The organism is Xylanibacter ruminicola (genome assembly GCF_900142525.1).
GTDB lineage: Bacteria > Bacteroidota > Bacteroidia > Bacteroidales > Bacteroidaceae > Prevotella > Prevotella ruminicola_A.
In genome coordinates this window covers 62,657-77,034 of sequence record NZ_FRBD01000017.1, presented here as the reverse complement: position 1 = coordinate 77,034, position 14,378 = coordinate 62,657, and the positions used below count along the sequence as shown (strand labels likewise).

At 45.5% G+C, this 14,378-nt stretch carries 15 protein-coding genes and 1 pseudogene; 9 read left to right on the top strand and 7 right to left on the bottom strand.

The genetic code is table 11. The annotated features are described in order from the left end of the window. Positions 1-97: 97 nt before the first annotated feature. A complete protein-coding gene (gene trpS / locus BUB86_RS11625) occupies positions 98-1,189 on the top strand; it encodes a tryptophan--tRNA ligase (RefSeq protein ID WP_073209693.1) in 1,092 nt (363 codons plus the stop codon). A gap of 32 nt (positions 1,190-1,221) precedes the next feature. On the opposite strand, the gene trmD is transcribed toward trpS, so the two are convergent. Then, a complete protein-coding gene (gene trmD / locus BUB86_RS11620; protein ID WP_073209691.1) occupies positions 1,222-1,902 on the bottom strand; it encodes a tRNA (guanosine(37)-N1)-methyltransferase TrmD in 681 nt (226 codons plus the stop codon). Next, positions 1,899-2,744: a patatin family protein gene (locus BUB86_RS11615; RefSeq protein ID WP_073209688.1), complete on the bottom strand. Its 846-nt coding sequence runs from the start codon at positions 2,742-2,744 to the stop codon at positions 1,899-1,901. Before BUB86_RS11615 ends, trmD begins: the two co-directional genes overlap by 4 nt. Before the next feature lie 122 nt (positions 2,745-2,866). Here BUB86_RS11615 and BUB86_RS11610 point away from each other — a divergent pair, with 122 nt between their 5' ends. Next, entirely contained in the window at positions 2,867-3,862 is a 996-nt protein-coding gene (locus tag BUB86_RS11610; protein ID WP_073209686.1) for a hypothetical protein, read from the top strand. Positions 3,863-3,917: 55 nt separating this feature from the next. On the opposite strand, the gene ligA is transcribed toward BUB86_RS11610, so the two are convergent. Continuing rightward, positions 3,918-5,942: an NAD-dependent DNA ligase LigA gene (ligA, locus tag BUB86_RS11605; protein WP_073209684.1), complete on the bottom strand. Its 2,025-nt coding sequence runs from the start codon at positions 5,940-5,942 to the stop codon at positions 3,918-3,920. Between the two features lie 106 nt (positions 5,943-6,048). On the opposite strand from ligA, the gene BUB86_RS11600 reads away from it, so the two are divergent. From BUB86_RS11600 to BUB86_RS11585, 4 genes are all read left to right on the top strand, one after another. Continuing rightward, positions 6,049-6,522, top strand: a complete 474-nt coding sequence (locus BUB86_RS11600; protein ID WP_073209682.1) for a hypothetical protein — start codon at positions 6,049-6,051, stop codon at positions 6,520-6,522. A 34-nt stretch (positions 6,523-6,556) separates the two neighbouring features. Continuing rightward, a complete protein-coding gene (locus tag BUB86_RS11595; RefSeq protein ID WP_073209680.1) occupies positions 6,557-7,450 on the top strand; it encodes a DMT family transporter in 894 nt (297 codons plus the stop codon). Between the two features lie 986 nt (positions 7,451-8,436). Further along, complete coding sequence (locus tag BUB86_RS11590) at positions 8,437-8,766, top strand: hypothetical protein (RefSeq protein ID WP_073209678.1); 330 nt, start codon at positions 8,437-8,439, stop codon at positions 8,764-8,766. Positions 8,767-8,768: 2 nt separating this feature from the next. After that, the gene (locus BUB86_RS11585; RefSeq protein ID WP_073209675.1) at positions 8,769-9,434 is read left to right on the top strand and encodes a nucleotidyl transferase AbiEii/AbiGii toxin family protein; all 666 of its coding nucleotides are present in this window, start codon (positions 8,769-8,771) and stop codon (positions 9,432-9,434) included. A 26-nt stretch (positions 9,435-9,460) separates the two neighbouring features. Here BUB86_RS11585 and BUB86_RS11580 read toward each other — a convergent pair. From BUB86_RS11580 to pheS, 4 genes and pseudogenes are all read right to left on the bottom strand, one after another. Beyond that, positions 9,461-9,601: pseudogene (locus BUB86_RS11580) on the bottom strand (phenylalanine--tRNA ligase subunit alpha); the annotation flags it as partial. Positions 9,602-9,648: 47 nt separating this feature from the next. Next, entirely contained in the window at positions 9,649-9,858 is a 210-nt protein-coding gene (locus BUB86_RS11575) for a helix-turn-helix domain-containing protein (RefSeq protein ID WP_073209673.1), read from the bottom strand. Positions 9,859-9,864: 6 nt separating this feature from the next. Further along, the gene (locus BUB86_RS11570) at positions 9,865-10,347 is read right to left on the bottom strand and encodes a hypothetical protein (protein WP_139261579.1); all 483 of its coding nucleotides are present in this window, start codon (positions 10,345-10,347) and stop codon (positions 9,865-9,867) included. A gap of 183 nt (positions 10,348-10,530) precedes the next feature. Continuing rightward, a complete protein-coding gene (pheS, locus tag BUB86_RS11560) occupies positions 10,531-11,589 on the bottom strand; it encodes a phenylalanine--tRNA ligase subunit alpha (RefSeq protein ID WP_073209667.1) in 1,059 nt (352 codons plus the stop codon). 216 nt (positions 11,590-11,805) lie between these two features. On the opposite strand from pheS, the gene BUB86_RS11555 reads away from it, so the two are divergent. From BUB86_RS11555 to BUB86_RS11545, 3 genes are read left to right on the top strand one after another with little or no spacing between them, the layout of a single operon-like run. Next, positions 11,806-12,561, top strand: coding sequence for a DUF4348 domain-containing protein (locus BUB86_RS11555; protein WP_254795158.1), 756 nt, complete (start codon positions 11,806-11,808; stop codon positions 12,559-12,561). 16 nt (positions 12,562-12,577) lie between these two features. Next, positions 12,578-13,579 (top strand): UDP-N-acetylmuramate dehydrogenase, encoded by a 1,002-nt coding sequence (gene murB, locus BUB86_RS11550; RefSeq protein WP_073209663.1) that lies wholly within the window; start codon positions 12,578-12,580, stop codon positions 13,577-13,579. Continuing rightward, complete coding sequence (locus BUB86_RS11545; RefSeq protein WP_073209661.1) at positions 13,576-14,337, top strand: MBL fold metallo-hydrolase; 762 nt, start codon at positions 13,576-13,578, stop codon at positions 14,335-14,337. Before murB ends, BUB86_RS11545 begins: the two co-directional genes overlap by 4 nt. Positions 14,338-14,378: the final 41 nt, after the last annotated feature.

Here is a 14,378-nt window from a genome sequence, read left to right as displayed (position 1 = left end):
TACATAAGAACATATATTTTTTTGTTCTTTTTGTTCTTTTGTCTCAAAAAAATAAGTACCTTTGCACGCAAATTTGAAAATTAAGACTAAAAAATATATGGGAAAAGTAATTTTGACGGGCGACCGTCCCACTGGTAAACTCCATCTTGGACACTATGTTGGCTCACTTCGTCGACGTGTGCAATTGCAGAATCAAGGCGACTTCGATCGCATGTTTGTTTTCATGGCCGATGTACAGGCTCTGACTGACAATGCTGATAATCCAGAGAAGATTCGCCAGAACATCATAGAGGTAGCACTCGACTATCTCGCAGCAGGATTGGATCCTGAAAAGTGTACGCTCTTTATCCAGAGTCAGATTCCTGAGCTGGCTGAGCTTACCACTTATCTCATGAACCTGGTTTCAGTCAGTCGTGTACAGCGCAACCCAACCGTTAAGACTGAGGTAAAGATGCGTGGTTTCGAGGGCGAGAGTATTCCCCTTGGATTCTTCTGCTACCCTGTATCACAGGCTGCCGATATCACCCTGTTCAAGGCTACTACCGTTCCTGCTGGTGAGGACCAGGAGCCTATGCTCGAGGTAACTCGCGAGTTGGTTCGTCGTTTCAACCAGATTTACGCTCCAGTACTTGTTGAGCCAAACATCATGCTGCCTGAGAACCTCACAGCACGTCGTCTGCCAGGTACTGATGGTAAGGAGAAAATGTCGAAGAGCCTTGGCAACTGTATCTATCTTTCTGATACCGCTGACGATGTATGGCAGAAGGTTCGCTCAATGTATACCGACCCTGAGCATGTGAATCTGAATGATCCAGGCCACGTAGAGGGTAACGCTGTGTTTACCTATCTCGATGCTTTCTCAACAGATGAGGACTTCGCTAATTTCCTGCCTGAGTATCAGAACCTCGACGAGCTGAAGGATCACTATCGTCGTGGTGGACTGGGCGATATGAAGTGCAAGAAGTTCCTGAATCAGGTACTCAACCAGTTCCTGGAGCCAATGCGTGTTCGCCGTGCTGAGTTCGAGAAGGATATCCCTGAGATTTATAACATCCTGAAGAAGGGTACAGAGCAGGCTCGCGAGGTTGGCGCCCAGACTATGGACGAGGTTCGCAAGGCCATGCGTATCGACTACTTCAACGATGCTGAGCTGATTCGCCAGCAGGCTGAAAAGTTTGCTCAGAAATAAATAAATTCCCCTCCTGAGTAGGAGGGGAATTTTTATTTATCTTTCAGCAGATCGGGGCGAAGCCTTCTTGTTCGCTCCATCGCTTGTTCAAATTCCCACTCACGTATTTTCGCCTCGTTGCCACTCAGCAATATCTCTGGCACCTTCCATCCTTTGTAATCGGCAGGACGGGTGTAGATAGGTGCTGCGAGGATATCGTCCTGGAAACAGTCGGATAGGGCACTCTGCTCATCACCAATCACACCAGGCACCACACGCACGATGGCATCAGCAATCATGGCTGCTACCAGCTCGCCACCAGTCAGCACAAAGTCACCAATAGAAATCTCCTTGGTAATCAGGTGCTCACGTATGCGCTGGTCAATACCTTTATAGTGACCAGCCAGAATAATCAAGTTCCCCTTCAACGACAGCTCGTTGGCCATGTGTTGATCGAAGCGTTCACCATCTGGCGATGTAAAGATTACTTCGTCGTAATCACGCTCTTCCTTGAGGGCTGTGATACAACGATCGATAGGCTCGCACTGCATCACCATGCCAGCGCTGCCTCCGTATGGATAATCATCTACTCGGCGCCACTTGTCGAGGGTGTAGTCGCGAAGATTATGTAAACGTATTTCTGCTAATCCTTTCTTCTCAGCTCTGGCCAGAATCGACTCATGAACAAAGCCTTCCAGCATCTCTGGCAGTACGGTTATAATATCAATTCTCATCTAAAAAATGCTTTAATTCTCTCTATGTATTTCATGCCTGTCTGTCGACCAATATCGTATATACGCTGCATCTCCTCAGGGTCGTGCGATATATGACCAATCTGGAGTGGAGCTTCAGGACGGATAACCAATGCCCTGCCTGTTGACTCTGCCTGATAGACGTATGCCAACTGCTTGTTGTACATAATATGACGCTTGTCCAATGCTTCAATCATGTTGGGATATTTCCTCAGTGCTATACGCATCAGTGGCATCAGTTTGTTGTGCTCCTTTACGTAGCCATCAGGCTGGGTGAGTATCACCAGATTCTTTTCGTAACCAATACTCTCGAAGTACTCCAAAGGAATAGAATCGGCTACACCGCCGTCAAGAACTTTCATACCTTCCAACTCTACCACTTTAGATACCAGCGGCATCGAGGCCGAGGCGCGAATCCAGTCGTAGGTGGTTGGTGTCACCTTGGGCAGCGACTTGTATACGGGCTTACCTGTTTCTACATCTGTACAAACGGCAATAAACTCCATAGGATTGGCATCGTAGGCTGCATTGTCGAATACGTCGTATTTAGTAGGAATCACGTGGTAGCCAAACTCGGCGTTATACAGGTCGCCCGTCTTGAGTAGCGACTGCCACGAACAGAACCTGCTGTCGTGGGCAAATCGCTTGTTATAGCGGATGGCGCGACCTGGTTGGCGGCTCTTATAGTTGCATCCAAAGGCGGCTCCGGCTGATACTCCTATCAGTCCGTCAGGCTCCACATGTGCCTCCATCATCACATCGATGATGCCAGCTGTGAAGAGCCCTCTCATAGCTCCACCTTCTAATACCAGTCCCTTTTTCACGGGTGCAAAGGTAATATTTTTAATTAAGAATTAAGAATTAAGAATTAAGAAATAACAAATATATAGTAAAAATATGTTGATTATTTGGCGTTTTCGCTTTTTCTACTTACTTTTGCAGCGTGATGAAAAAGTTAGGACTACTGCTTTTGCTGCTTGTGGCAGCCCAGATGGCTTGGAGTCAGGCCATATACGATCCTAAATGTATTACGCTGATGGATGCACCTCTGGAGGGTACTGATTCTGCGTTTGTTCCTGCACTTAAGAGTGTGGGATTTGTTCGGATAGATAGTGAGGATGACGAAGATTCCTATGTTTTCAAGGGCGATTACTATGGCATTAAGGATGCTAAGCTCGAAGTGACTGTCAACGATAAAACTAAGATGTTGTCGGAGGCAACTGTTACCTGTGGTCCGTATCGCACTCGCGAACTCTTTGAACGCAACCAGAAATATCTGTTGGGCAAGCTGCAGCGGGAGTGGGGCAACTTCAAGGCTAAGGGCGATGGCTCGCTCTATGTGCTCACAGATTACGGTTATATCCGCCAGACCATCACGCTTCACGAGAATGGTGCGCACTCCATTCATTACTATTATCTCAACATGGCGCCTTTTTATAAAGATGCATCGAACATGGGTCTGAAGGGCTTTGTGCAGGAGGTGATAACTGATAATCCTGTGGCCGAGAATCCCATCGAACATTTCGATGAGATGGGTAAGTTGGAATCTGCGGAACTTGCTGACCGTCAGTACAATCAGGTGGGTTATCTCATCGCTGCTACCATTACTGAGGGTGGCGAGAAGAAGCAGATTCAGTACGAATATAACGACGAAGGCAACCTGAAGCGTACCATCCAGACCAACACCGTTTCTGGCTTGAAACTGGTTACTGATTACAAGTATAACGATGATGGCGAGATGACCCAGCAGGCTCAGAAAGCATTCGATAAGGATAACGAATGCATTATGAGCGTAACGATGAAATACGAGATTGAAGAGCGCGACGATAACGACAACTGGACGCGAAACCTGCTCCACATCACCAACTGGCTAAAAGGCCAGCGCGCCCAAACCATCGAAGTAACCCAAACAAGAACAATCAGTTACTGGGATGAGGATTAAATTAAAATTCCCCTCCTGAGTAGGAGGGGCTAGGGGTGGTCTGAACAAGCGAAAATTATTCAATCATACTCAGGAATTCCTCCTCAGATACAATCCGAATCCCCAGTTTCTCTGCTTTCTGCAGTTTCGAAGGCCCCATATTCTCGCCAGCAAGGATAAACGATGTCTTGCTGCTGATGCTGCCAACGTTCTTTCCACCATTCTGCTCGATGATGGCCTTGTACTCATCGCGACTGTGATGGGCAAATACACCACTAATCACTACACTCTGTCCTGCCAACTTGTTAGAGACGTTAGCAGTTTGAGCCTCAGATAGTTGCATCTGCAAACCATAACCTCTCAATCGCTCCACAATCTCAAGGTTGGTGGGATTGTGGAAGTAGGTAATAATGCTCTTGGCCATCACCTCGCCAATGCCCTCAATCTCCTGCAGTTCCTCGATGCCTGCATTCATCAGCGCATCGATATTCTTGAAATGTCGGGCCAACAGTTTGGCTGATGTCTCGCCCACAAAGCGGATGCCAAGCGCAAACACCACGCGCTCGAAAGGAACCTCCTTCGAAGCTGCAATACCATTTACGATACGCTGGGCCGACTTGGTGCGACTGCCATCGCCATTAATCTGCTGAACGTCGATATCGTAGAGGTCTGCGATATTATTAATAAGGTGGTGACGATAGTAATCATCTACCGTTTCAGGTCCCAGCGAGTCGATATTCATCGCCTTGCGCGCTATGAAATGCTCAATGCGACCCTTAATCTGTGGAGGACAGCCTGAGTCGTTGGGGCAATACCACGCAGCCTCGCCTTCATAGCGAACCAATGGCGTGCCGCATTCAGGGCAGCGCTTGATAAACTCTACGGGTTGGGCGATGATGGGGCGCTGATCGATGTCTACACCCACAATCTTTGGGATAATCTCGCCACCTTTCTCTACATACACGTAGTCGCCAATATGCAGGTCGAAACTCTTGATAAAGTCCTCGTTGTTGAGTGTGGCGCGCTTCACGGTGGTGCCTGCCAACTGCACAGGATCCATATTGGCCACAGGCGTGATGGCACCAGTACGACCTACCTGATAAGTTACCTCGTTGAGACGGGTGCAAACCCTTTCGGCCTTGAACTTATAGGCGATGGCCCAGCGTGGACTTTTGGCTGTAAAGCCCAAAGCACGCTGCTGGCGTAACGAGTTCACTTTCAGTACGATACCATCAGTAGCCACGGGCAGTTTTTTGCGCTCTGTATCCCAGTAGTTGATGAAGTCGTAAATCTCTTGCAGCGTCTTTACCTTCTTCATGCCCTCTGAAATCTTGAAGCCCCAGCTACGAGCCACTTCCAAGTTTTCAAAATGTCCTTCAGCAGGCAGTTCCTCGCCTAACAGATAATAGAGGTAGGCATCGAGTTGTCTCGAGGCCACCAAGCTCGATTTCTGACTCTTCAAAGTGCCGCTGGCGGCGTTTCGTGGATTAGCGAATAGTGGCTCTTCAGCCTCCTCGCGCTCCTTATTCAGTCGCTCAAACACGCTCCAGGGCATCAGTATCTCGCCTCGAATCTCAAACTCGCGAGGGTAGGCGGGAGCAGCAAAAAGATCGTCAGTTGCAGGTGGAGTCAATACCAGAGGTATTGAGCGGATGGTTTTTACGTTAGCTGTTACGTCATCGCCATGCACACCATCGCCACGAGTCACAGCCTGAACCAGCTTGCCATTCACGTAGGTCAGCGATATCGAGAGTCCGTCGTATTTCATCTCGCAGCACACCTCGAAATCTTCGCCAGCCAAGCCTTTCTTCACGCTTTCGTACCAATCGGCCACATCCTGTTCGTTGTAGGTGTTGGCCAGCGAAAGCATGGGGTATTTATGCTCAACCTGACGGAACTCCTCGTTCAAGTCGCTACCTACGCGTTGTGTTGGCGAGTTAGGGTCGGCCATCTCAGGATGCTTGGCCTCAAGGTCCTGAAGCTCGTGCATCATAAAGTCGAAGTCCTGGTCGCCAATGGTAGGTTGGTTCAGCACGTAGTATCTGTAATTATGCTCGTGAAGCTCCTTGCGAAGCTGCTCAATACGCTTTATTTCGTCCATTATTCATTGATTTTTGTGTGCAAAAATACAAAAAAGATTTTAAATCAAAACAATTTTCAATCTTCAATGTTCAATTTTCAATAAAAATACTACCTTTGCACTCGTTATGTGGATGATGTTTCGTGTGGTGCCCATCATGTGGCGGGCTGTTCGTCCAAGCAAGGTTGTGGATATGCCTGCTGTGGTCAACTCTTTCTGGATGCGGAAGGGGTTCGAGGGCCTGACCTTTTTTGGTCAGATCCTGACGCCATCAGAGGAGACTGCAAAGCTTTTCAAGGTTTCGCCAGCCATGAAGAACCACGAGATGATACATCTGCGCCAAGCCCAGTCGTGTGGCGATTCGTGGTTGCGTTTCTACCTATTATATATATGGTATTGGTTGCGCGCCCTGCCTGCAAACCGCAAGATGAAACATGGTGCCTACCTGCTGAATCCCTTTGAAATGGAAGCCTATCGCCACATGAACAATCTCAATTACCTCGCCAACCACGAGGCCACCGAATGGCGCCAATTCGCGAAGATGAAACTTCGCGATCGCCTTGCCATTTATCGAGGTAATGTCCCTATCACTTCCCTTTAACTTCCTTTTAACTTCCCTTTAACTTCCACAAATCATGAACAAAAAACTCCAAGCGCATAGCGCTATCTTCTTTGCCAACACCATTTTCGGCCTTGGCGTACCAGTTACCAAACTTCTGCTCGACGAGTGGGTAACCCCAATGGGCTATATGGCCTCGCGCTCCCTTGGTGCCTGCATCTTGTTTTGGGTGATTGCAGCCTTTCTGCCCAAGGAGAAGGTGGAGCGTAAAGACCTGATAACCATACTGTTTGGTGGATTGCTGGGTTTTGTCATCTCGCAGACGCTTACTGCTTGGGCGCTCGACTATACCAGTCCTGTTTACTTCTCGCTCATCGCCACTTTGACGCCTGTAGCTGTGATGCTTTGTGCCGCTTTGACCATTGGCGAGAAGATTACCCCCATGAAATCGCTTGGTGTGCTACTTGGCATCGCTGGTGCTATCCTGATGGTGCTGATGAGTCAGTCGCTTGGTTCTGGTAAGAACGATCTGATAGGTATTGGCCTCGCTATTCTGAGTGTGCTCACATGGGCTATCTATCTGATTATCACCCGCAATGTGGCCTCAAAATATTCGCCAGTAACCCAGATGAAGTATGTTTTCCTCATCTCTGCCATCGTTACTGTTCCCATCGCATGGCCAGAGCTTTCAGCCAATGCCCTCTACACTCCAGCGTGGGGTTGGGATGGCGTTGCCGAGATGGCCTTCATTGTGATTGGCGCCACAGCCTTAGGCTACTTCCTCATCCCCTTCGCGATGAAATACCTCCAAGCCACAACTGTTTCGATTTACACCAATCTCCAACCCGTCATTGCCTCCTTCGTAGCCATCATGCTTGGCCAGGATGTCCTTACATGGGATAAACCCGTAGCAGGCGCATTAGTGCTAATTAGTGCCTACATCGTAACAGTAGTTACAGCAAAAGAATAAAAAATCTGTCGCTCAAATTTTAAAATATCGATTAAACACTACCAAAAGTAGTGTATCTGTCTTACTGCCAGTTATTTGCGTAACTTATAAACACTACCGCAAACACTACTAAAACACTACTAAAACACTACAAAAACACTACAAAAAAGTAGCTTCTGCACTATCTCTCAAACATGATGATGCATTGTAGCAAAGTTTATCTGGTATACTAGTGTCTAAATTCTCTAGAGAATTTTCTGCTAAGATACGTACTAACTATTGCTACTACGCCTACTTGAATCAAAATTCTCTAGAGAATTTCTGCACTACTACTAATACTAAATGTTCAGCCATGCCGACTTGTGTTTCTCTCCTTAGGCTATAATCCTCATTTTGTACTATAATGGTAGTGTTTAGGTAGTGTTTTTGTAGTGTTTATGTAGTGTTTTTGTAGTGTTTGCGGTAGTGTTTGAAAATAGTGTAACATTCTAATAATTAATGTTTTAACACACTTTTTGTAGTGTTTGACCCAATTTTATGTAATCTCTACCACAAATTTCCCTTCATTGGTCGTAAGGACCTTATGGCAGACTCATTCTGATTCTTCAAAAACAACATGGGGGGAGGGTAGACGGGACCCTAAACGGGAGGGTAAACCAATCTACCCTCCCGTCTTCAATCCCAGTGTTTATGCCACTTCCCGCCCCAAACGGGACCCTGGGAGGGTAAGACAGAATGTCTTGTTATAGACTCAGTGGTTCACAATACTCCTTATTCACGACTCTATCGCGCATTAACTTCATATCAGTAAAGTTTCTGCTAATATTCTGCACGAGTTCTTATTCTCTTTTGCCCATATAGGCTAATAGAGTTGGGGCAAAGATAAGGATAATTTTCGAATATTGCAAATTATTTGAGGAGAAAATGCAAAATTAATATTTTCTTGCCCAATTATTTGCAAAGTTCAAATATTTGTTTTATTTTTGCAGCGATTAAAAGATATTTAAATGGAAGATATTAGATCAGAGTTGTTTCGTAAGCTAAAAGACGAGAATTGCTTTTGGAGCTACGATTTGTCGAAGATGGATGACATCTCCGATGAGGCTCTTATTGAGCATGTGATGCTTTATCTTGACATTGAAGATATTAATAAGCTATTCAATATTTTTAGATACAAGAAAGTTAAGCGTGTTTGGTTAGACCGTGTAGCTCCTCAAGGTGAGATGTATCGACCATATAATATCCTTTATGCATGGTATTACTTTGGAGCTAAGCGGCCAGAGGCTTATGTAAAGAGTATAGAAACACGACACATTAATAAAATATTGGCAGCATAAATATGGATCAATCCAAATCATTAGCTCCTCATACAGGAAAAGTATTTGAGACTATTTCTCGTTTGGAGTGTATAAAACCTTATACGCTTGTTGGAGGAACAGCTCTATCGTTACAGATAGAGAAACGCCAAAGTGAAGATTTGGATTTTATGAAATGGCCTCAGAAAAAGAACGAGAAATGTGAAGTGGATTGGCCGGTCATTAAGAAAGAGCTAGAGGGTGTAGGAGAGGTGAAAGATTATGAAGTTGGAGGTTTTAACTTTGTGTCTTTCAATTTTGAAGGAGTGAAACTATCTTTTTATACTCCTCCGCGTATAGCGATCAAGTCAATGCAAAGAATACCATATATTAATAATATGTGTATTGCTGATATGGAAAGCATTGGTGCAATGAAAATGGAGGCAATGCTACGAAGGTCGAAATTCAGAGATTATTATGACATATATTCCATCTTAATGGAAGGTGGAAATATTAATAACATGATTTCAGCAGCATTAGAGCATTCTGAGCATAAATTACGAACTCGTAGTTTGTTGGCAATGCTAACAAATGGGAAATTGTTTGTAAAAGAGAAAGGATTTGAAGAACTTAAACCGGTATATGATGTTTCGCCTATTGATATTCAGGAATATATCAAAGCAAAATTATTAGAAAATAAAAAGAGGTGACCTTGTGGCCACCTCTAAAACTATATTTAGTTTGCTGATTCGAATTCTTCGAGGAATCTTGTATCGTTCTCTGAGAACATGCGGAGGTCGCTGACACGGTATTTGAGGTTGGTGATACGCTCAACACCCATACCGAAGGCGTAACCTGTGTACTCCTTAGAGTCGACCTCCTCGAAGAACACCTCCCATGGTTCATCGGAATTAATGTTTACGGTTATTCGTCTCTGTATTCAAGTATGTCACCTGGTTGGCAACCCAGCTCGCGGCAGATGGCCTCGAGGGTGCTGAAACGGATGGCCTTGGCCTTACCCGTCTTTAAGATGGAGAGGTTGGCGAGTGTCAAACCCATGCGCTCGGCAAGTTCGCTGAGCGACATTTTGCGCTTAGCCATCTCAACATCAAGATTTACAATTATCTGTCCCATAGGCCGTTAGACGGTTAAGTCTTGTTCCTTTTTCAGCTTGATGGTATCCTTGATGAATTTAGGTATAAAAAAGAAGCTGAAAACCATAAAATAAACTGGAGCGCCATAAAGATTACGGCTCAGAGCTGGCAGTTTGTCCATATATTCGGGCTCGATGTGGGCATAAACATAGTCGAGTGTAATGCCTGCAACTATATAATATACTATAAAGGCTACCACTGCGAGGTAATATACCCAAAGAGTCCAACGGGTGTACTGCTTTTGAACGTAGGTAAGAAAACACGCAGTCCAATAAACAATCCAAGTAATTGACTTGCCTGCAGACTCAACCAAACTGCAACGGGCTTTACTATAGTCGTAAAATGTTGTAGCCACCTGCATATCATGTACGTCGCTATACACTGCATAAACAGCCCAGGCAATGATTCCAATCAAAACACCTGTACTAATAGGGTTCTTTTTAATGATTTGTAGTAAACTTGTACTCATATCTGTTTTATTGTTTAATTTGATTGTTTTATCGATTATCGATATGCAAAAGTATATATTTCTGCGATACCAGCCAAATAAAAACGATAAAAACTTATCGAAAAACGATAAATTTAACTTTTAGAAACAAAAAAGCCCCGAATTTTGCTTCGAGGCTTTGATTTATCAGAAAAACAGTAAACCTTAGTTTGCTGATTCGAATTCTTCGAGGAATCGGGTATCGTTCTCTGAGAACATGCGGAGGTCGCTGACACGGTATTTGAGGTTGGTGATACGCTCAACACCCATACCGAAAGCGTAACCTGTGTACTCCTTAGAGTCGATGCCGCAGAGCTCGAGTACGTTTGGATCGACCATACCGCAACCCAGAATCTCTACCCAGCCTGTGTGCTTGCAGAAGCCGCAACCCTCGCCACCACAGATGAAGCAAGAGATATCCATCTCGGCTGATGGCTCTGTGAATGGGAAGTAAGATGGGCGCAGACGAATCTTGGTGTCAGCACCAAACATCTCCTTGGCGAATGAAAGCAGAACCTGCTTCAGGTCGGTAAAGGATACGTTCTTGTCGATATACAATCCCTCAACCTGATGGAAGAAGCAGTGTGCACGAGCGGTGATGGCCTCGTTACGATAAACACGACCTGGGCAGATGACACGGATAGGAGCGGTAAGCTTGCCGTTCTCGTCGTGCATGTGCTCCATGACACGAGCCTGAACACTAGATGTGTGCGAACGCAGAAGGATGTTCTTAGTTACATCGTTAGGATGCTGAGATACGAAGAAGGTATCCTGCATATCGCGTGCGGGGTGATCGGCAGCAAAGTTCATCTTGGTGAAGATGTGGTTATCGTCCTCAACCTCAGGACCATCGGCCAATACAAAGCCCATGCGTGAGAAAATATCAATAATCTCGTTGGTTACAATGGTAAGTGGGTGGCGTGTACCCAGATTAACAGGGTAGGGAGTACGTGTAAGGTCGAGTGTCTCTTCGCCAGACTCCTGAGTCTCGCAGTCCTCGCGCAACTGGTTGATGCGCTCAGTAGCCAGAGTCTTCAGCTCGTTAATCTTCATACCAACCGTCTTCTTCTGGTCGGCTGCAACCTCACGGAAGTCGTTCATCAGGGCTGTAATCTCACCCTTCTTGCTCAGATATTTCAGTCGGAGCTGCTCAACTTCCTCAGCGTTTTTAGCGCTCAAATTCTGTACTTCTTTCAGAAGTTCGTCTATCTTATCAAGTATCATAAACTATAAAAATTGCAATTTTGCGTGCAAAGGTACAAAAAAAATGAGAAAATGGATTAAGAATTGAGAATATTTTGTACCTTTGCCGAAATTTTGAGAGAAATTAGAAAGATTAGGTTACTCCTTAAGTAGATGAAAAGGTATTTTTTAGCGTTTTTTGCATTTTTGCTTTTAACGTTCTCGTGCACAGGGAACAGGGCAAATCAAACTGACGAAGTGCCAGCCGACTCAGTGGCTGACTCTACTGACACCACAGATATAGACACACTGGAGATGCTGATAACAGAAACTCCAATGCCAAGAGCTGCTGATGCCATGTTCGACGATTTTCTGTTTAACTTCCTTGCTAACAAGAAGTTACAGAAGGAGCGTGTGGTGTTCCCGCTCAGAGTGACTGAGAATGGCACCACTACCAAAATCGAGGCAAATGACTGGAAGATGGAACATCTGTTTATGCGCCAAGGTTACTACACCTTATTATTTAATAGCGACAAGCAGATGCAGCTGATGAAAGACACCGCTGTTAATGAGGCTACGGTAGAGAAGATTCTGCTGGCTAAGAACCAGGTAAAGAACTACTGCTTTCAGCGCATAAAGGGCGCCTGGCTGCTGCGCGAGATTAAGGTTACTCCGCTGCAGACTGATGCCAACGCATCGTTCCTTTCGTTTTATAAGCGATTTGTTACTGATACGGTTTTCCAGATAAAGAGCATCAGCGAGACGGTAGACTTTGTTGGTCCGGATCCTGATGACGATTTCAATATGATGGAGGGTGTGATTACACCTGATACATGGGAGGCTTTTGCACCAACATTGCCACACAAAACCCTCTACAACATTATTTATGGTAAGCCTCAGGAGGAGGGAAAAGAAAAGATATACCTGCTAAGAGGTGTGGCTAATGGACTCGAGATGGAGCTACGCTTCAAGAAAGAGGGTGGCAAGTGGATGCTGAAGAAGCTAATGACTTAATAGTGAAAAGTGAATAGTGAAAAGTGAACTGAATTATAGTCTGAAGCAGCATAACACATTTGGCATTGATGCCAAGTGTGCACAATTTGTGGAGTATAGCTCAGAGGCTGAGGCTAAAGAGGTGGCTGAGTTGCTCCGTACGTCACGCGTACCTTATATAATAATAGGTGGAGGCAGCAATCTGTTGTTGACTCGCGACTACGAGGGTATCGTGGTTCACTCAACCTGTAAAGGTATAGAGCGCCAAGGTTCGCGACTGATATGTGGAAGTGGCGAGGTGTTCGACGATGTGGTGGCCTATAGTATCACCCAGGGCCTTTATGGTGCTGAGAACCTGTCGCTGATTCCTGGCGATGTGGGTGCAAGTGCTGTTCAGAATATTGGTGCCTACGGTGCTGAGGCTAAGGACTTGATACATAGCATACGAGCCATTGAGATTGCCACAGGAAATGTGTGCGTGATAGAGAATGCTGAGTGCGAATATGGTTATCGCCAGAGTCGATTCAAGCACGACTGGAAGAATCAGTATCTCATTGTTAGCGTAGAATATGAGTTCTCTGAGACTTTTGAACCTCGTCTGGATTATGGTAATATCCGCTCTGAACTCGAAAAGAGTGGCATCAGTAATCCTACAGCGCATGAACTTCGCGATACCATTATCCGCATACGTGAGGCCAAGTTGCCCGATCCTAAGGTGCTGGGCAATGCTGGTAGTTTCTTTATGAACCCCATAGTAGCCCGCTCGAAATATAATGAACTGGCTGGCCAATACGAAGGAATGCCTCACTACGATATTGATGCTGAAAACGTGAAAATTCCTGCTGGCTGGATGATTGACCAATGTGGCTGGAAAGGTAAATCGCTAGGTAGGGCAGGGGTTCACGATAAGCAGGCTTTGGTGCTGGTGAATCGTGGTGGCGCTACAGGACAGGAGATAGTAAAGCTTTGTGAGACGATACAGAAGGATGTTAAACAGAAGTTTGGTATCGATATCTATCCGGAGGTTAATGTGATATGAAGCTGACTTTTTTAGGCACAGGAACATCGTGTGGCGTACCAGTTATAGGTTGCCAATGCAAGGTTTGCCAAAGTGCCGACCCTAAAGATAAACGTACACGTTGTTCTGCACTAGTGGAAACAGAGTCAACCCGCATTCTGATAGATTGCGGTCCTGATTTCCGTCAGCAGATACTGCCACAGCCTTTCCGTAAGATAGATGGCATATTGATTACCCACTCGCATTACGACCACATGGGCGGAATGGATGATATTCGTCCTTATTGCCAGTTTGGGGCTATCAACGTTTATGCCGATACGTTGGCTAAGCAGTCGATGCTTGAAATGTTGCCCTACTGTTTTGCAGAAAACCGCTATCCTGGCGTACCAGCCATAGGACTGCATGAGATTTTTCCTCACGAACCTTTGCAGATAGGCGATATGGAGGTGATGCCGATACAAGTGATGCATGGCAAGCTGCCAATTTTAGGTTATAGAATAGGAAAGCTTACCTATATCACAGATATGAAGACCATCGACGATGGTGAGCTGAAGTATATCGAAGGAACAGAGCTATTGGTGGTAAATGCACTCAGATTTGATAAGCCCCACCATTCTCATCAACTGATGGACGATGCGATTGACTTTGCCCGTAAGGTAGGTGCCAAGCGTACTTTGATTATACACGTGTGTCACGATGTTGGGCTGCATAAGGAAGTAAACAAGCGTCTGCCTGAGGGGATTGACCTGGCTTACGATGGACAAGAAATATATCTATAATTTTGTGAAACCACGCAGTATTACCTTAAAATAGGTTAATT